Source organism: Streptomyces sp. NPDC002104, from assembly GCF_053593795.1.
In genome coordinates, this window is the sequence record NZ_JBSFDF010000011.1 from 41,431 (window position 1) to 58,279 (window position 16,849).

The window sequence follows — 16,849 nt, forward strand, 5'->3', positions numbered from 1 at the left end:
GCGTGGATTTCCGAACGAGGAGTGGATGTGGGGGACGTGGCGGTTGGTGCACGGTCCGGACGCGACGAGGGCGGCGAGGAGCCGAAAGACTCCTCCGGGCCCGGTGCCGTCGAGAACGACGGCGACGCGCAGGACGGCGCCGCGGCACGCCCGCACCGTTCCTTCTGGAAGGAGCTCCCGCTCCTGGTCGGAATCGCCCTGCTGCTCGCGCTGCTGATCAAGACCTTCCTGGTGCAGGCGTTCTCGATCCCCTCCGACTCGATGCAGAACACCCTGCAGCGCGGCGACCGGGTGCTCGTGGACAAGCTGACGCCGTGGTTCGGATCGGAGCCCGAGCGCGGTGAGGTCGTCGTCTTCCACGACCCGTCGAACTGGCTGAGCAACGAGCTCACCCCGGAACCCAACATCGCCCAGAAGGCCCTCAGCTGGATCGGCCTCATGCCGTCCGCGGAGGAGAAGGACCTGATCAAGCGGACGATCGCCATCGGCGGTGACACGGTCGAGTGCAAGAAGGGCGGACCGGTCGTCGTCAACGGCAAGGAGCTCGACGAGCCGTACATCTACCCGGGCAACACCCCGTGCGACGACCTGCCCTTCGGTCCGCTCACCGTGCCCAAGGGCAAGATCTGGGTGATGGGCGACCACCGGCAGAACTCGCAGGACTCCCGCTACCACCAGCAGGACCCCGCCACCCAGGGCTTCGTGCCCGTCAGTGATGTCGTCGGACGCGCCGTGGTGGTCGCGTGGCCGATCACCCGCTGGTCGACCCTGCCGATCCCGGACACCTTCGACCAGCCCGGCATCGGCACGCAGACCAAGGCCACCGCGCTCGGCCTGGGCGCCGCCGGACTGGCGCCGGTCGGGCTCGGCCCGGCCGCCCTCGGGTTCGCCGGCGCGGTGCCGGTCGTACTGTGGCGCAGGCGGAAGCTGACCGCGGGGCCTACCGGCAGGTAGGGTGCCGCCCAGGTCGACGATCTCCGAGTGTGGGGGCGCTTGCAATGGGCGGAACACAAGCAATACGAGCAGGTGACGGCGATGGCCGCGGCACTCTCGGCAGCATGCTGTCGGGAGTCGTCGTGGCCATCGGCTTTGTGCTCTTCCTCGGCGGGTTCGCGTGGGGGGCCGTCGTGTACCAGCCGTACACGGTGCCGACCGACTCGATGGTGCCGACGGTGCGGCCCGGGGACCGGATGCTGGCCCAGCGCATCGGCGGCGGCGAGGTGCGCCGCGGGGACGTGGTGGTCTTCAAGGACGAGCAGTGGAGCGATTCGCCGATGGTCAAGCGGGTCGTCGGCATCGGCGGGGACACCGTCAAGTGCTGCGGCGCCGGAGGCCGGCTCACGGTGAACGGCAAGGAGCTCGACGAGCCGTACATCGAGGCGGAAGGGCTCGACCTGCCGGGCGCTGCGGGCGGGTCCGCCTCCGGTACGCCCTTCGAGGTGACGGTGCCGGAGGGCAACCTCTTCCTGCTCGGCGACCGGCGCGGGACCTCGCTGGACTCCCGGGCCCACCTGGAGGACGCCGCCCGCGGGACGGTGCCCCGCTCGGCGGTGAAGGCCCGTGTCGACGCCGTCGCGTGGCCCACCGTGACGATGCTGGAGCGGCCCAAGGCCTACGCGGCCCTGCCCGGCGGCACGTCGACGGCGGGGCCGCTGCTGCTCCAGGTGGCCGCGGTGGTGGCGGGAGCCGCCCTGGTGGTGCTCGGAGCCGCCTACGGGCCGGTCGTACGGGTTCTCGGGCGCGGGCGGAGGCGGGAGCGGGCCGATGTCCGCTGACGCGACGGCGGGGCCCGGGGAGGGCCCCGCGCCGGCCGGGCGGCGCAAGGTGGCGCGGGTGATCCTGCTGGACCCCGAGGACCGGATCCTGCTGCTGCACGGCTTCGAGCCGGGCGATCCGGCGGACGACTGGTGGTTCACCCCGGGAGGCGGCCTGGAAGGGGCCGAGACCCGGGAACAGGCCGCGCTGCGCGAGCTCGCGGAGGAGACCGGGATCACCGACGTGGAACTGGGCCCGGTGCTGTGGCACCGGTACTGCTCCTTCCCCTTCGACGGGCGCCGCTGGGAGCAGGACGAGTGGTACTTCCTGGCCCGTACCAGCCAGACGGCGACGGTGCTGGGCGGCCTCACGGAGCTGGAGCGCCGCAGCGTCTCGGGCACCAGGTGGTGGACTTCCGAGGAACTTCTCGCGGCCCATGAGACGGTGTACCCGACCAGACTCGCAGAGCTGCTCCGCACGCTGCTCGACGACGGTCCCCCGGGTGCGCCCGTGAACCTGGCCCCGGAAATCGTTTAGGGGCGCACGGGCCTGGCGCACAATAGGGGGACGCACGGCTGAAGGGGAACATGCCATGAGTGCCGAGGACCTCGAGAAGTACGAGACCGAGATGGAGCTGAAGCTCTATCGCGAGTACCGCGACGTCGTCGGGCTGTTCAAGTATGTGATCGAGACCGAACGCCGTTTCTACCTCACCAACGACTACGAGATGCAGGTGCACTCGGTGCAGGGGGAGGTCTTTTTCGAGGTCTCGATGGCCGACGCGTGGGTCTGGGACATGTACAGGCCGGCTCGCTTCGTCAAGCAGGTGCGGGTGCTGACCTTCAAGGACGTGAACATCGAGGAGCTCAACAAGAGCGATCTCGAACTTCCGGGCAGCTGATTCCCCGCCTGACCCCTGCCTGACTCCCGCCTGACTCCCGCCTGCCCCCCGCCCGACTCGCCTCGCTGCTCTGCTCCCTGCCCGGCGCGCTGATTCCCTCGCCGGGGTGACGTGGTTGTCCACATCGCCCCGGCTGTCCACCAAGATCCACACGGTGGGCGGGGACGCGGGACCGTCGGTGCCGGAGGTGGTGCCGGATGAACGCGAAGGGCGTGGCACAGCAGGCATTGGGGCGGTACGGCGAGGATCTCGCGACGCGGCGGCTCACCGAGGCCGGGATGACCGTGATCGCGCGGAACTGGCGGTGCCGCGGCGGGGAGATCGACATCGTCGCCCGGGACGGGGACGCCCTCGTCGTGTGCGAGGTCAAGACCCGGCGGGCGGGGGAGTTCGAGCATCCCATGGCCGCGCTGCGGCCGGCCAAGGCCGAGCGCTTGCGCAGGCTCGCCGGACGCTGGCTGGCCGACCACGGGGGACCACCCCCGGGCGGGGTGCGCATCGACCTCGTCGGGGTCCTGCTGCCGCGGCGCGGCGGGCCCGTGGTGGAGCACGTCAGGGGGGCGGCCTGATGGGGTTCGCGCGGGCCTGCTCGGTCGCCCTCGTGGGCGTCGACGGCGTGGTGGTGGAGGTGCAGGCCGACCTGGAGCCCGGGGTCGCCACCTTCGCCCTGGTGGGGCTGCCGGACAAGACCCTGATCGAGAGCCGGGACCGGGTCAGGGCGGCCGTGGTGAACTCGGGCGCCGCCTGGCCGCAGAAGAAGCTCACCGTCGGCCTCAGCCCGGCCTCGGTCCCCAAGGGCGGAGCCGGCTTCGACCTCGCCGTCGCGGCGGCCGTGCTGGGCGCCGCCGAGGTGGTCGACCCGAAGGCGATCGCCGATCTCGTCCTCATCGGGGAGCTGGGGCTCGACGGCCGGGTGCGTCCCGTCCGCGGGATCCTGCCGGCGGTGCTCGCCGCCGCCGAGGCCGGATACCGGCAGGTCGTGGTCCCCCAGCAGTGCGCCGCCGAGGCCATGCTCGTCCCGGACGTCTCGGTGCTCGGGGTGCGCAGCCTGCGGCAGCTGATCGCGGTGCTCACCGACGGGGAGGTCCCCGAGGAGGATCCCCCGGATCCCTCCGGGAGGCCGGACCCGATGCTCGCCGGACTGGTCGTCCCGGGCGCCGGACTCGGCACGGGGGTGGCCCGCGAAGGCGACGGGCGGGACTTCCCCGACCTCGCCGACGTCGCCGGACAGCACGCGGCGCGCCGGGCCCTGGAGGTGGCGGCCGCCGGGGGCCACCACCTCTTCCTCAGCGGACCGCCGGGCGCGGGCAAGACGATGCTGGCCGAGCGGATCCCCTGGATCCTGCCCCCTCTCACCCGACAGGACTCACTGGAGGTCACGGCCGTCCACTCGGTAGCGGGAATCCTGCCCCCGGGCGAACCGCTCGTCGCCCGGCCCCCGTACTGCGCCCCGCACCACTCGGCGACCATGCAGTCCCTCGTCGGGGGAGGGGCCGGCGTGGCCAGGCCCGGAGCGGTGTCCCTGGCCCACCGGGGGGTGCTGTTCCTGGACAGGCCATGCAAAACCAGTGGCAGTGGTCAAGCAAATGAAGGGGGGCTAATACCCAGGCTGGGCCCCGATAGGCCACCGGACGGGTTGTACGCCCGCCTGAGGGCCGATCGGCGCAGAACGGCCCCGATTCCTCCATCCAGGGGAATCGGGGCCGCTATGGGTCTGCCAGCGGTCGCCCGCTACGGCCGGTCGAGCCGGTGTTGCCATCGCAAGGCCGACTTGTCACCGATCCAGTGCGATGACGTCCGGGTAGTGATCTGCTGGCCACCGATCCAGTACGTGTGACACCGGTCTGTGATGTGGAGCCGCACGGCCGTAATGTCCGGGCTACCGGCGGCCTGCCACGCGGTGAGAGCCTGCTCGACGTCATCCCACAGGGCAACGGGTCCACCCTGGCGGACCCGCCAGCCGTCGCCGGCCGGGGTGAACTCGGCGAAGCTCTCGTGCTCCGGATCGAACAGGTATAGGAGCTGCGCGCCCTCCCTCGTTGCAGCGCGGACGTACTGAGCGCCGGGTGCTGCAAGCTGGGCGAGGAAGGCCGGCATCCACTCGTCGAGCAAGAGCGGCGATACCTTGGCTTCGCGGTCGCTGTCGGCGTAGAACGTACGCGCGGAGAGGTCGCCGCTCACCGGGATCACGGCTTGCGAGCGTGCTTGCATGAAGCTGGCACGCCCGATGATCCGTCCCTCCGCTGTGCCGTCCTCGTTTACGGTCACCTTGGCCAGGCCGGAGCCGTTGGCCCATGAGCCGAGCGTCGCCAAGATGATCCCGCTGGGTTTGGTCTGCCGAACCCAGGCGTAAGGGATGCGGCGGACCAGACACGTGGCAATGGTGCGGTCGTACGGTGCCCGGCGAGGGTGGCCAAGGAGCCCATCGCCGGTCACGGTCCAGGTGGAGAACCCCGCTGTCTCCAGCGCGGCATCTGCGCGCGTTGCGACTCCGGGGTCAACCTCGATGGTGGTGACGTTGTCCTCGCCGAGTCGGTGACACATCAGGGCCGCCGAGTATCCGGTTCCGCTCCCGATTTCACACACTTGGTGCCCAGCCTCGACGTCCAGGCTTTCGAGCATGCCGACCACGAGGGCTGGAGTGGTGGAGGAAGACGTAGGAAGCCCCGCCACGGGCGCGCTCACCTGGTCGGCGGTGAGGTGCCCGTCGAGCTGCGTGGTCAGCGTGTCGAGGGTGTAGGCGATCTTCACCCACTCGTCAGGGTCGGAGCCGACGGCCGTTACGGGGCGCCAGCGTCCTTCCTCTTGCAGGAAGACCCCGGGGTTCAGGAACAGCTCACGGGGGACCGATTCGACGGCCGCCCGCCATGCCGGGGTAGTGAGGACCCCCGCTTGTACGAGTCGGCCGGCAAGCGCTCGGCGCTCGGACGCGGTGTCGATCAAGGGATCTCCCCTGCGAGTAGGGCCGCGAACGCGGCGGACATTTCGAGGCCGGTGCGTGGCTCCAGCCACCCCCACTGGCCGTTGGGGTTCAGCTCCAGCCACCACAGATCGCCGTCCGGGCTGACGGCGAAGTCGAAACTGCCCGACACGAGTCCGCAGCGGTCCAGATGGGCGAAGAGCGCATTCTCTACCGCGGCGGGCAGCTCTACCACGTCGTAGGAGAGGGCCGAGTAGTCCTTGCGCCAGTCGAGCAGGCCGGAAGTGATCCGCACGGCGAAGACCTGCCGACCGACGATCAGAACGCGCAGGTCGGCAACCTTGTCGACGACGGCTTGAAAGAGGTGGGGTGTCACGCGCAGGCTGTCGTCAATCTCGCCTGCGGTAACAAGATCGGCCCACCCAGTTACCGCAACCCCGTCGCGTTGGTAAGGGGTTCCGCGCAGCGTTTTGTAGATCACCCGATCGTGTGCGGCGATGAACTCGCGCGCGTCTTGTGGATCGTTGGTTACGAGCGTGGACGGTACGGCGAGGCCAAGACGCTGGGCGAGAGCGAGCTGTGCGGGTTTGTAGTCGGCCGCTGTGGCGTGGTGGGGGTGATTTACCCAGAGGGGGCCCTCCATCGCGTAGAGGGCGCCCCCGAGTCCGTATCGGGCCTGGGCGGCGGCGAAGTGAGCGTCGTCCTGGGTCAGATCGGGGAACGTTGGCCAGGTGGGGCGACGCCAGTACACCGCGCGGACCTGGTCGAGGTTGGCGGTTCTCGACGGGGTACGCACGTGCCCGGCCGCGGGGGCCGGGCACGTGCCGAACCGAGCCGAGACCGTCAGGGCCGTTCCGATGTCAGCGGGGTTGAATCTGACGACCGGTACATCGAGACGGTTGAGTTCCGTGATCACCATGTCGGCGGTGATGTCGTCCGCCTCGGTGGCCACGAGTACGGGCCTCTTCTCGGTAGCGGTCATCAGTCGCTGGTGGAGTCCTGGTCGGAGCCCTGGTCGTTGCCCTTGCTGCCGTCGGAACTGGTCGACGTGTTGGTCTCGGTGCCGGTGCTAGTGCCGTGCTTGCCCATCTCGACGATGTGGCCGTCGCCGTCGCGGAACACGCCGAGCTGCGTGTTGGGGTCGATGACAACCGACGTGTGAGGGAGCGGGATGGTGGTCGGGTACGGTGCCAGCCGGCCGACACCCCACGGGCTAACGGCGGTAAGGCCTGCGGACAGGGACATTGAAACTCCTTCGGTCAGTGGTGCTGGCCAGCAGGCCCGTGCGGGTGGACGGGAACCTGCTACAGGATCGGACCGCCCCGGCCATGGCCGTGCCTGGCGAGTGGCCGGGGCGGACTTTGGCCCCCCTTGCCGGGGACACGAGGAGAACAGTTCGGTCATCAGACCCGGCAAGGGGGGAGTCTGGTTACGCCGCGGCGAACTGACGCGTGGGCGCCGGCCACTCGGGCACGAGGGCGGCCGTCACGAGCCGAGCCGACAGGTGGACGTACGCGGTGCGGTCGCCCGTGGAGAAGCGGCACAGGGCGCCCGATGCGAGTGCCCCCATGGCGTACTCATGAGCCGCGGAGCTCCGGCTCCAGGAGCGGAGCTCCTCCGGCGCATCCCGGGTGCCGGCTTCCACCAGCCGGAGGGGGGTTCGGCCGGTGGGGGTGCTGGGGACCCATCCGTGCGACGGGTGGGGGTCCATAAGGTCAGCGACCCGTTCCGCCTGGCTCCGTAACCAGCGAACGGCGAGGCGGGGTGTAGTGGCCATGGACCCGCGCAGGAGACATGAGTACGTGGGGGCGTGGATCGTGACTTCGCACCAGTACATGGCTACGTCTTCACCTGCGCGGCTTCCCTCAGCTCGGCCGCGGGGAGGAGCTCGGCGAAGTCGTCGAAGCTGCGGCGGAAGTGCCGGTGCTCGGTGTCCTTCAGGTGGGCGCGCATCCAGTCGTCCACGGAGGTGGCCGACCCCATGGGCCCGGATGCTGCGAGGCACGCTGCGGCCTGTTCGTCGTCCTGGTCGCTCGACACGCACAGTGCGCTGTACTCGGGGGCGCTCGCTGGATCCTGGCGCGTGGTGAAGTCCTGGAATCGAAACGAGCGCTTCACGTCATGCTCCCCGGCCGGGGCCGGTGGTTGGCCCTGTCGACGTCGTCGCGGATGCGGGTGTGGGTGACGCAGTCACATCGGCCGATGCCGACGATGCCCGTACCGGTGTCCGCACCGTCGGCGCTTTCGCCGTCGGGCTCGCCGGCGAGGACCAGCTCGGTCGCGTACTGCGTGAACGGCGGGTCCTGGTCGGGAGCGAGCCACCGGTGGCCCCGTATGGCAGTAGCCGGCTCGGTTGCCGGAGGGCTGATGGGGCTGGTCCTGGGGTTCTCGTTCGTCATGGTCGGGTGCCGTTGCCTCTCGGTTGTGCGGACGCTCCCTAACTGTGTGTATTGATGTTGCGACTCCCCGCGGGGCGTTCCTACCGCGTTTGCAGGACGTTTGGGACGTGCCGTAGCTACCGTTCGTCCTGTCCCTAACGTCCCCGGAAGGCGAACTGTGAACGACGCTCTACGTCGGGCAATGGCAAATGCCAAGCTGACCGAACAGCAACTCGCAGAGCTCTGCGGGGTAGACGCAAAGACGGTCGGCCGCTGGATCACCATGCCCAACCGCATCCCCCATGCCCGGCACCGCTGGGCAGCTTGCGAGGCATTAGGCGAGGAGGAACAGACTTTGTGGCCCAACGCCATTCGCTCGGCGCTCGCGACCGGGCCGGACCGTGAAATCGTTCAGGTCTACCCCTACCGCTCGGCGGCGCCGGCTGCTCTCTGGCGCTCCCTGGTGACGAAGGCGCAACGCGAGCTGACCTTTGCCGGGTACACGAACTACTTCTTGTGGCTGGAACAGGCGAACCTAGGGGGCGCTCTGCGTCGCAAGGCGCAGACGGGTTGCAGCATTCGGTTCCTGCTCGGCGATCCCGATAGCCCCGTAACGGCCGCCCGGGAGGAAGAGGAGGGGGTGCCGCTCACCCTCTCGACGCGCATCGCGGTCACCCTGGCCGAACTGGACAAGCTGCGGGATGTGCCAGAGATCGAGGCCCGTTTCGAGACTGGTCACGTGAACCTGTCCGTGTTCAGGTTCGATGACGAGATGATCGTTACCCCGATCCTTGCCCGCAGGGTTGGGCACGACTCCCCGTTGATGCATCTGCGGCGGTGTCAGGCGGACGGCATGTTTGATCGGTTCGCCGCGCATGTCGAGGAGCTGTGGAGCCGCGGGCGTGACATCCGGGAGGCCAGAGAGAATGTCCAGGCGTGACTATGAGGATGACCCTGCGGCCCCGAAGGCGAACAGCCTGGTGCCGGCTGCGTCCGCCGTCGTGGTGAGCGATGAAGGCAAGGTGCTCTTGCAGCGGCGTACCGACAACGGGATGTGGGCGCTACCCGGCGGAAAGATGGAAGTGGGGGAGTCCATCGGGGAATGCGCGGTACGGGAGACGCTGGAGGAGACCGGGATTCACGCGGAAATCACCGGGATCGTCGGGACGTACACCAACCCGGGCCACGTGTTCGCGTACGACGATGGTGAGGTCCGGCAAGAGTTCTCCATCTGCCTGCTTGCCCGTGCGACTGGTGGTGACCTGCGGTCGTCGGATGAGTCCTTGGAAGTGGGCTGGTTCGTCCCGGAGGAGATCGACGATCTTCCGATGGTGTCGAGCATTCGGAAGCGGGTCAACGACTGGCGGGCAGGGCGCGGCCCGGTCGTGCGCTGATCGCCAGGAACGACAGAAACGCCCCCCGTACGGCCGTTCGTGGCCGTACGGGGGGCGTAGCTGTTATCGGGCGGTACCGGCCTGCCAGAGGGCGAGCAGGACGCCCAGAATGGCGACCAGGGCCGCGAGGGATGGGAGCGGCCAGCGGCCCCGTTCAAGGGCGTCGAGCCTGCTCTCGTGGTCGGCGATCTGCTTGTCGGTCTGGTCGGATCGCTGTACCAGCAGGGCGAGGGATCCGTCGATCCTGGTCATGCCGACCTCGACGACCGCCCGGAGCCGTTCGAGTTCGAGGGCGACGCCCGTGTCGTCCGGGGCCGGCGGGGTCACTCGGTGGCCCCGTCGACCAGGCCCAGGCCGACGCGGTCGAGCAGGGCCTCGACGGCCGGGAGCTGCATCACGCGGGCAAGGCCACCCGCGACGGCGAGGGCACCCGCGACGTACGGCAGGGCGTCGGGGATGCCGGCCGCGGCGACGATGGCGGGCAGGGCGAGGGCGAACGCTACGGCGGTCTGGAGCGCGGTACGGATGCTGCGCTTGGTGGCGGGGGTCATGGTTGAGCTCCGTTCGGGGAAGGGCTAGGCGGCCACGGTGAAGCCGTGGTGCTGGGCAAGGGTGGTGAGCGAGGCGCGGCCGGGGATGCCGTCGGCCGCGGTGCCGGTGTAGCCGCATCGGCGCTGCCACCGCTCGTATGCGTCGCGGGTGGCGGTTCCGAAATGCCCGTCGACCAGGGAGCGGGCGAGCATGCCCTCGGCGGCGAGGGCGTCCTCGACGATCCGGGCGCCCGGGTAGCTGACCGGGGTACCGGACCGGGGCGGGTCCTGGCGCGCCGCGGCGATCAGGCTGGACAGGGATACGGTCGGCTTGGTCTCGGGCTTGGGGGTCGGCTTGCTCGGCGCCGGCTTGTCGTCGGCAAGGAGCTCGGCGACGCGGCTGCGGATCTTGTCCATGGTGAGCGCGGGCCCGCCCGGGTGGCCGATCGGGCCGCGGGGGTCGACCTTGCCGGGCTGCCACTCGGAGTGACCGATCACGGACTCGGGACCCCACCCGTGGGCGCGGCAGATACCGGCCGCGGTCCGGGCGATGGCCTCGACCTGCTCGGCCGGCCACGGGTCGGTGCCGTCGCCTTCGTTGATGCACTCGAACCCGTAGTAGTGGCGGTTTCCGTCGACGGTTGCCTCGTTGTCGGCGGGCAGGGGGGAGCGCTCGGCGATCACGGCGGCGAGGACGTCCGGGTCTCCGGATCCGGCGTGGTTGGTACGGCCGTAGCCGATCAGGTGGACGCGGCCGGCCTTGTCGATGACGCCATGGCACAGCGGGCCCGGGAGCTCGCTGTACCCGGTGCGGCAGAGCTCGACGGAGTAGTCGGTTCCCGTGGTGACGGTGTGGTGGATCATGACGCCGTGCAGCGGGCCCCACGGGCCCTTGTGGTTGCGGTTGTGGGTGCGCCACGAACCGACCTCGACGACGTCGACGCCCTCGCCACGGATCGCGTTGCGGAAGGTGTCGGGGAGCAGGGGGTTTGCCATGGGTGGTGTCCTCCGGACATGAAAAAACGCCCGCGGCGCGGTGCCGGGGCGTACGGGGTGAGGGGGTCACCTACAAGAACTTGTAGGTGGGGGTCAGAGCATGGCGAGCGCCATGATCGCGGGGTCGAGTCCGACCTCGCCGGTCGACTGGGTGACCGTGGCCGGTAGCGAGGTCTGGCCGCTGGAGATGCACCAATGCCGCTGGAAGGTGGTGCCGACGTAGAAGTTGCCGGGGTTGGCGGGCGCCTCGTTCTGGATGTGGAAGTAGTAGAAATCGGTACTGGCCCCGGCGGACAACAGGAACGCGGCCCAGTAGCGGCCGGGGGCCAGCGCGGCGGGCGCGCTGAGGGGGATCGGGACGGCGCCGGTGTGGTTGTTCAGTGCTCCGGGGGCGGTGCCGGCGAGCTGTCCGGCCATGGGCACGGACGACACCAGGCCGGACGTTGCCACGCGGGTGCCGGCCTCGTTGTAGATCCCGACGTAGAAGCGGGCGGCCGGTACCGCGGCGGATCCGGCCCACCCTCGTGAGTGGATGACCACGTTGTTCACGGTGGTCGGCTCCGTGATGTTCATGCCGGAGAAGTAGATCCGGCCGACCGCCGCGGCCTTGGGCGGCGTGGTCGGGTTGGCCACGGTGGCAGGGTCGACGGACCACGCGGCGAATCCCAAAGCCTGCGGGGTCCACGTGTTGCGGCCCCCGCCGACGGTGAACGTGGCACCGCTCTGCTCCTGCACCATGAGCTGACCGGCGCTGGCGTACAGGTGCACGCCCGCGGTGTTCGCCGCGCTCGGGCCGGTGCCGTTGTCGATCGCGAGGACACCCGCGACGGACGTTCCGATGCCGGCCGCGCTGCCGGATCCGCCCACCCGTACGTTCTTGTCGAGGTAGAAGTTACCGACGGGCATGCGGGCACTGCCGGTCTTGCGTACGGCGAACAGGTCGACGCTGACGTCGTTCTGCACTTTCAGCGGGTCGGTCGCGGTGGCGTCGGCTTTGATGACCTGCGGGCCGGGCGTGGCGCCGGCCCCCACGGTGACGATCGTTCCGTTGGTCTGCCGAACCTTCATCACGCCACCTTCGGCGTAGGCGACTACCCCGTTGGTGGGGCTGGTCGTCGGTACCACGTTGGCGTTCTTGAGGGCCAGGACGAATGTGCCCCCGCCGAAATCGGAAGTCGTGTCGCCGATGGCCAGGTTGTAGGCACTGTTCGCTAGCGCGTTGCTGTACCACGAGCCGTCTTTGAGGACGGTGAAGCGGTTGGGGTTCGTGCCGTCGCCGTAGACGTTCAGCGGCGCGTTTGTGCCGTTGCCCCGGAGGGTGGCGGCGACATTCGAAGTGGTGCCAGTGACTCCGAGGGCGCCCACGTCCGTGGCAGTGAGTACCGGGTCCGGGCCGGGCTTGCCGTTGACGGTGTTCACTGACCCGTTTCCCGGGTCGCCCTTGTCGCCCTTGGGCCCTTGGATGCCTTGCGTGCCCTGGGCGCCCGTAGTGCCGGTTAGGCCGGTGTCGCCCTTCGGGCCCTTGATGTTGCCGACGGCGGAGCCCCAGGCGGTGGCTCCGCGCTGCCACATGTCGCCGGTGTCGGTGCGGATGAGCAGGTCTCCGGCCTTGGCGTCGGCGCTCGGTGTGCTGGCGTTGTTCAGGTAGATCTGCGATCCCCGGATGTCGCCCCCCGCCCGCGCCCAGGTGCCGGCGGACTTCTTGTACTGGGTGATCGTGGTATGGGTGACTCCTTGCAGGGTGCGGGTGTCGTACTGGACGTACCAGTCCCCGTTCACGCCCGTGGCAGGTGTCGGCGCGGTGGTGCCGGTGAGGATCTGGCTGCCTGCGACGGGCACGTAGTTGGGGGTGGTGGGGTCGGAACCGACGATGTCGGCGAGGTCGACCTCGCCGACGGCTTGGGGCAGGAGCACGCTGTACGAGCGGTTCACGGGCACGCCCGTGAGCTGCTCGGAGACGACGTAGGCCCATCCGGTCGGGGACATGCCGGGGCTGTCGGTGGCTGGTAGAGCGACCTCGAACCGGCCGTTGGCGTCGAGCGGCGCGGTGACGGGGCCCCCAAGGAAAACGTCGCTGTCGGGGAAGGTCAGCAGGCTGGGTGCACGCCACACGACTTGACCGGCGAGGGGGGTTCCGTCGGGAGCGAGGTAGCGGCCGTGGGCGAGGACGGTGGGTATGGACTCGGGCAGGCCCATGCGGCGGCTGCCCTCCTTTCTGGGGGTGGGCTAGCCGGCGCGGCCGGGCTGGTGCTGGGTGGGGCTATCCGACGCAGTGCAGGCGCTTGAACGTGGCCCAGACGCCCGACGTGCTGCCGGTGCGGCGGCCCTGGAGCTCGACGGTGAGGAGCTCGCCGTACGTGAAATTGGGGACGATGTATGTGCCGTCGATGTCGCCGTTGCTCGTTACGAGCGTGGTCCCGTTGATCACGATGCGGAGTTCCCCGCCGTCGCTTCCGCTGTCGATGGCCTTGGCCGCGCGGATGCGCACCTTGCCGTGCTCGGTCTCGATGTGGGCCTCTTGCAGCGTCTCGAACGACGTGCTCGCGGTCCGAGGCCAGCGCGCGGCGTTGGTGTCGGCCCATGGCTGCGCGAGGTGCGGCCGGTGCAGTCCGCCCTGTTCGATGTTCTCGACGACGATGTCGTTGCCCTTGGAGTCGGTGAGCCTGAGTACCTGCGGGTTAACCGCGTCCTGGCCGTTCCAGATGGACATAGCGATACTTCCGTCGCGGCGGCGGAGGATCGTGCCGAATTCCTTCGCGGTCTCCCCGGTCGTCTCGTCCTGGTAGTAAGTCCCGAGGTGGCCCACGCGGAAGTGCTCGACGCCCCCCGCGGCCTTGACCCTGAGCTGTCCGCCCTCGCCGACGGTCACGTCGCCGCTCAACACCTGGTTGAGGGCCGGCCGGATGTTCGCGCGGCCGGTGAGCTGCTTGACCTGCCGTTCAAGGGACGCAATGCGGTCGAGTACGTCCTGTGGGATGTGCGGCACTACGGGACCTCCAAATAGAGGCGCGCGGTCTCGGGGCGTCCGCGCTCGGGTGGGGTGATGGACATGCCGACCACGCGATAGCGGGCGTCGAGGGTGGTGGGGTGCCACAGGTCCCGGATCCGCACGCGCACTGTTGCGCCGATCAGGGCGGGGGTGATGTCACCGCCGAGCAGGACCGTGATTTCCGGAATGGTGACCGGGGCGAGGGCGGCGCGGTGGTCGGCCTGGGCATGGGCGTCGAGGGTGGCCTGTCGCGAGATAGTCGAGTAGTCGCTGTAGCCGTCGAGGCGCGGCCATCCGGCGTCGATGTCCTCGGCCCCGACCAGCAGGGGCGAGGTAAGCGGGTAGCTCTCCGCGGCCTGGTTGCGGTTGATGCTGGCTCCGCGGCTCTGCCACGCGTTGGCCTTGGCCGTGGCGTCGGTGGGCCAGGTGTAGGTGAGGACCGGGCCGGGGTGGTCGAGGACGATCTCGGCGGCGCCCGTGCGGATGATCGGGGAACCGAGTTGCAGCCGCTTGACGCGGTCGCCGTCGCTGTCGCGGAAGCTGGCGACGCGCCACTCGAAGCCGTCCTCGATCTTGGCGAGGTCGTCGACCAGGTCGCCGACGCTGGGCAGGTCGTAGCGGAGATAGGTGCGGTCCCGCAGGATCCCGGAAAGGGTGGTGTCGTAGGTGATGCCGATGTCACCGCCGGGCATGTCGGCGCAGTAGTCGAGGAGTTGGCGGACGATGTCGTAAGCGTCCATCTGCGTGGCGGTCTGGGTGTCGTAGAGCAGCCGTCGGTACAAGTAGCTTTCCCACCCGCCGGCCTGGATCTGCGCTCCGAGGTTGCCGCGGGCGTCGCTGGCGACGGACAGGGTCCAGACGATCCCGCCCCACCAGATGGAGCGTCCGCGCTCGACCCATACCGCGGTTCGGCCGGGGAGGATCGCCCGGCGCGCGCGGCCGGCGAGCTCGGCGTTCGGGATCGGCACGGTGCCGGTGAGCCTGCCGGTTTTGCCGATGTAGTCGTCGAGGCTGACGCCGTGCACGGGCAGGACGTCGATCAGCTCGTCGGAGCGCAGGTCACAGAAGAGCAGCCGGTACGGGGTCACAGCACCCCCGCTCACGTGACGAAACAGCCGGATATCCGGATCTCGCGGCCGGACTGGATGGTGCCGCCGGCCGACCACGTGCGAAGGGTGATCACGCCGGAGGTGTTCAGGTAGGCGGCGCCGTCGGCGAACCCGTCCGACGCCATGAGCTCCATGTCGTAGGCCGGTCGCCACCCGACCGGCAGGGTCACGAGCGGCAAGTCGGTGATGTTCCCGCCGGCGGGCGAGGTGATCGTCGTTCCGGTCCGCTGTACGACCGCGGTGAAGGACTGCACGCCTGCGATCCGGCGGGCGTGAAAACCGGTGAGCGAGTGACCGGTCGCCGCGACGGCCCCGGCCGTGGTCACCGTGGGAGTCTCGGCCGGGGGCCGGTAGGTCTGCCAGGCGCCGGCCGTGGTGCTCCAGCGCTCCAGCGCGGTGCCGTTGTCGCGGTACTGCCCCTCGTAGCTGCCGGAGAAGCTCAGACCGGAGCCGCGGGGCAGGATCCCGCCGGCCGCCGCGGTGTAGCGGCGGCGGTCGCCGAGTGCTGCGCCCCACCCGATGCCGCCCGCGCCCGCGCTGGTTCCTGCCGGTACGAGGACGTCCCAAAGGCGCAGGGCGGCGGCGGGGATGGTCGGTGGGGTGGGGCTGGCGGTCGCGGAGCCCTGGACGATCTCGATGCGGGCCGCGTTCGGTCCGCCGTCGAACAGGGAGTCGACAACGCGGATGATCACGGAGTCGATCCGGCCGAACTGCGCGGCGCCGTCGGCGAACGTGAGGCTCACCGGGGCATCGTTGGCGACGGGGTACGCGCCCTGCGCGTCGGTGCCCTGTACGAAGGCGCGGCCGGGGCCGATCTGTACGGACATGGCGCCGGCCCCGGTGGCGCCGAACGGGTTGCCTCCGGCGAGGACCCCGTCGCGCGCCCGCATTTCCGTTTCGTGGATCAGAGGCGAGGTAGGGGTGAGGCGGGTGTCTTCCCGGGTCTGCCCAGTGGGCAGCAGCCATGCGGAACGCACGGGCATGAATGGGGTCTCCTTACCAGTAGGCCGGGCGGTGGCGCACGGTGGCGGTGGCGGTGGGCTCGCTGTCCGGGCCGGCGCGGAAGGCGAAGTTCGTGACGCCAGGGGCGAGCGTGAACGTCTGCTCGGGGACGCTGCGCCTGGTCGCGCTGTAGAGCCGGGATGCGCCCCGGTTGAGCAGAACGGTTCCGGCGCGGGTATCCACGGTGAGGACGTCACCCGCAGCAAGCGGAATGTCGTACTCCAGTACGTCGCCGGTGCTGATGTTGGTCAGGGCCGGAGTGGTGACCGGGCCGCGGAACTCGACGACGGGATGCGTATCGGCGTCGCCCGCGTTCACCACCACCAGGGCCCCGGAGCTCCCGGGTGTACCGAAGTTCAGCGGCCACCCCATCGGCCACGACAGACCCGGCTCGGACGTCGGGAGCGTGGCCGCGACGACCTGCTCGACGACCCCGTACCGGCGAGGATCCGACGCGACCCATTCGACCGCGCCGCCGACGATCGTCCCCAGCCGGTAGCCGGGGCCGGCCGGAACGCTGCGCCGCACCGCGCGGGCGTAGACGAGCAGCGGCCCACGGTCGTCGAGCCACGCCACGAGGGGGAGCTCATCCACCCGCGGGACGGTGCCCGCGTTCAGGGCCCCGACCACCGCGCCGATCCGGTCCCGGGGGGCCCGGACGATCAGACCGTCGAGGCCGATCGTCCGGGCTTGGGCCAAGAGCAGCCCGGGGTACGCGCCGTGGGCATCGCTGCGCGCCACGGACCCGGAGTCGAGGGCGGGAAGTTCTTCCCACCCGGTGATACCGCGCCATCGGTAGGGGGTGCCGGGGCCGAGCAGCAGGTCGCCGTACTGCACCTGCCCCGGACGGCTGATCAGGTCGCCAGGAGCCATGG

21 protein-coding genes and 1 pseudogene are annotated in these 16,849 nt (G+C 70.0%); 8 read left to right on the forward strand and 14 right to left on the reverse strand.

Translation table 11 applies throughout. From position 1 onward, the window contains the following. Positions 1 to 36: 36 nt before the first annotated feature. The 6 genes and pseudogenes from lepB (ACWCP2_RS12535) to ACWCP2_RS12560 form a co-directional block, all read left to right on the forward strand. Entirely contained in the window at positions 37 to 954 is a 918-nt protein-coding gene (lepB, locus tag ACWCP2_RS12535) for a signal peptidase I (RefSeq protein ID WP_450908549.1), read from the forward strand. Between the two features lie 44 nt (positions 955 to 998). Further along, positions 999 to 1,775 (forward strand): signal peptidase I, encoded by a 777-nt coding sequence (gene lepB, locus ACWCP2_RS12540; RefSeq protein WP_450908550.1) that lies wholly within the window; start codon positions 999 to 1,001, stop codon positions 1,773 to 1,775. Beyond that, on the forward strand, positions 1,765 to 2,292 hold the full coding sequence (locus tag ACWCP2_RS12545) for an NUDIX hydrolase (RefSeq protein ID WP_450908551.1): 528 nt from the start codon (positions 1,765 to 1,767) through the stop codon (positions 2,290 to 2,292). The genes lepB (ACWCP2_RS12540) and ACWCP2_RS12545 overlap by 11 nt, the downstream gene beginning before the upstream one ends. Positions 2,293 to 2,347: 55 nt before the next feature. Next, positions 2,348 to 2,656, forward strand: coding sequence for a DUF2469 domain-containing protein (locus ACWCP2_RS12550; RefSeq protein WP_005311352.1), 309 nt, complete (start codon positions 2,348 to 2,350; stop codon positions 2,654 to 2,656). 197 nt (positions 2,657 to 2,853) lie between these two features. After that, positions 2,854 to 3,225, forward strand: a complete 372-nt coding sequence (locus tag ACWCP2_RS12555; RefSeq protein ID WP_243337661.1) for a YraN family protein — start codon at positions 2,854 to 2,856, stop codon at positions 3,223 to 3,225. Further along, positions 3,225 to 4,229: pseudogene (locus tag ACWCP2_RS12560) on the forward strand (ATP-binding protein); the annotation flags it as partial. The gene ACWCP2_RS12555 and the pseudogene ACWCP2_RS12560, both read left to right, overlap by 1 nt. Positions 4,230 to 4,387: 158 nt before the next feature. Here ACWCP2_RS12560 and tgmC read toward each other — a convergent pair. The 6 genes from tgmC to ACWCP2_RS12590 form a co-directional block, all read right to left on the reverse strand. Next, a complete protein-coding gene (tgmC, locus tag ACWCP2_RS12565) occupies positions 4,388 to 5,599 on the reverse strand; it encodes an ATP-grasp peptide maturase system methyltransferase (RefSeq protein WP_450908552.1) in 1,212 nt (403 codons plus the stop codon). Further along, positions 5,596 to 6,558 carry an ATP-grasp ribosomal peptide maturase gene (tgmB, locus tag ACWCP2_RS12570; protein WP_450908553.1) on the reverse strand — a complete coding sequence of 321 codons (963 nt, stop codon included), beginning with the start codon at positions 6,556 to 6,558 and terminating at the stop codon, positions 5,596 to 5,598. The genes tgmC and tgmB overlap by 4 nt, the downstream gene beginning before the upstream one ends. Beyond that, on the reverse strand, positions 6,558 to 6,821 hold the full coding sequence (gene tgmA, locus ACWCP2_RS12575; RefSeq protein WP_450908554.1) for a putative ATP-grasp-modified RiPP: 264 nt from the start codon (positions 6,819 to 6,821) through the stop codon (positions 6,558 to 6,560). The genes tgmB and tgmA overlap by 1 nt, the downstream gene beginning before the upstream one ends. A gap of 184 nt (positions 6,822 to 7,005) precedes the next feature. Next, positions 7,006 to 7,146, reverse strand: coding sequence for a hypothetical protein (locus tag ACWCP2_RS12580; protein ID WP_450908555.1), 141 nt, complete (start codon positions 7,144 to 7,146; stop codon positions 7,006 to 7,008). 269 nt (positions 7,147 to 7,415) lie between these two features. Continuing rightward, entirely contained in the window at positions 7,416 to 7,694 is a 279-nt protein-coding gene (locus ACWCP2_RS12585) for a DUF7848 domain-containing protein (protein WP_450908556.1), read from the reverse strand. Then, the gene (locus ACWCP2_RS12590; protein WP_450908557.1) at positions 7,691 to 7,975 is read right to left on the reverse strand and encodes a hypothetical protein; all 285 of its coding nucleotides are present in this window, start codon (positions 7,973 to 7,975) and stop codon (positions 7,691 to 7,693) included. The genes ACWCP2_RS12585 and ACWCP2_RS12590 overlap by 4 nt, the downstream gene beginning before the upstream one ends. A gap of 181 nt (positions 7,976 to 8,156) precedes the next feature. Between ACWCP2_RS12590 and ACWCP2_RS12595 the strand changes: the two genes are divergently transcribed. Together ACWCP2_RS12595 and ACWCP2_RS12600 are read left to right on the forward strand one after the other, a co-directional pair. Continuing rightward, positions 8,157 to 8,894, forward strand: a complete 738-nt coding sequence (locus ACWCP2_RS12595; RefSeq protein WP_450908558.1) for an XRE family transcriptional regulator — start codon at positions 8,157 to 8,159, stop codon at positions 8,892 to 8,894. Beyond that, positions 8,881 to 9,348: an NUDIX hydrolase gene (locus ACWCP2_RS12600; protein ID WP_450908559.1), complete on the forward strand. Its 468-nt coding sequence runs from the start codon at positions 8,881 to 8,883 to the stop codon at positions 9,346 to 9,348. The genes ACWCP2_RS12595 and ACWCP2_RS12600 overlap by 14 nt, the downstream gene beginning before the upstream one ends. Before the next feature lie 63 nt (positions 9,349 to 9,411). Here ACWCP2_RS12600 and ACWCP2_RS12605 read toward each other — a convergent pair whose 3' ends face one another. The 8 genes from ACWCP2_RS12605 to ACWCP2_RS12640 all read right to left on the reverse strand — a co-directional run bounded on the left by ACWCP2_RS12605 (position 9,412) and on the right by ACWCP2_RS12640 (position 16,847). Then, entirely contained in the window at positions 9,412 to 9,675 is a 264-nt protein-coding gene (locus ACWCP2_RS12605) for a hypothetical protein (protein ID WP_450908560.1), read from the reverse strand. After that, positions 9,672 to 9,899, reverse strand: a complete 228-nt coding sequence (locus ACWCP2_RS12610; RefSeq protein ID WP_450908561.1) for a hypothetical protein — start codon at positions 9,897 to 9,899, stop codon at positions 9,672 to 9,674. The genes ACWCP2_RS12605 and ACWCP2_RS12610 overlap by 4 nt, the downstream gene beginning before the upstream one ends. 24 nt (positions 9,900 to 9,923) lie before the next feature. After that, positions 9,924 to 10,874, reverse strand: coding sequence for an N-acetylmuramoyl-L-alanine amidase (locus ACWCP2_RS12615; RefSeq protein WP_450908562.1), 951 nt, complete (start codon positions 10,872 to 10,874; stop codon positions 9,924 to 9,926). Between the two features lie 93 nt (positions 10,875 to 10,967). Continuing rightward, the gene (locus ACWCP2_RS12620) at positions 10,968 to 13,070 is read right to left on the reverse strand and encodes a hypothetical protein (protein WP_450908563.1); all 2,103 of its coding nucleotides are present in this window, start codon (positions 13,068 to 13,070) and stop codon (positions 10,968 to 10,970) included. A gap of 64 nt (positions 13,071 to 13,134) precedes the next feature. Further along, a complete protein-coding gene (locus ACWCP2_RS12625; protein WP_450908564.1) occupies positions 13,135 to 13,860 on the reverse strand; it encodes a hypothetical protein in 726 nt (241 codons plus the stop codon). After that, positions 13,860 to 14,966 carry a hypothetical protein gene (locus ACWCP2_RS12630; protein ID WP_450908565.1) on the reverse strand — a complete coding sequence of 369 codons (1,107 nt, stop codon included), beginning with the start codon at positions 14,964 to 14,966 and terminating at the stop codon, positions 13,860 to 13,862. Before ACWCP2_RS12630 ends, ACWCP2_RS12625 begins: the two co-directional genes overlap by 1 nt. After that, the gene (locus ACWCP2_RS12635) at positions 14,963 to 15,955 is read right to left on the reverse strand and encodes a hypothetical protein (RefSeq protein WP_450908566.1); all 993 of its coding nucleotides are present in this window, start codon (positions 15,953 to 15,955) and stop codon (positions 14,963 to 14,965) included. The genes ACWCP2_RS12630 and ACWCP2_RS12635 overlap by 4 nt, the downstream gene beginning before the upstream one ends. A 13-nt stretch (positions 15,956 to 15,968) precedes the next feature. Next, positions 15,969 to 16,847 carry a phage distal tail protein gene (locus ACWCP2_RS12640; RefSeq protein WP_450908567.1) on the reverse strand — a complete coding sequence of 293 codons (879 nt, stop codon included), beginning with the start codon at positions 16,845 to 16,847 and terminating at the stop codon, positions 15,969 to 15,971. Positions 16,848 to 16,849 lie beyond the last annotated feature (2 nt).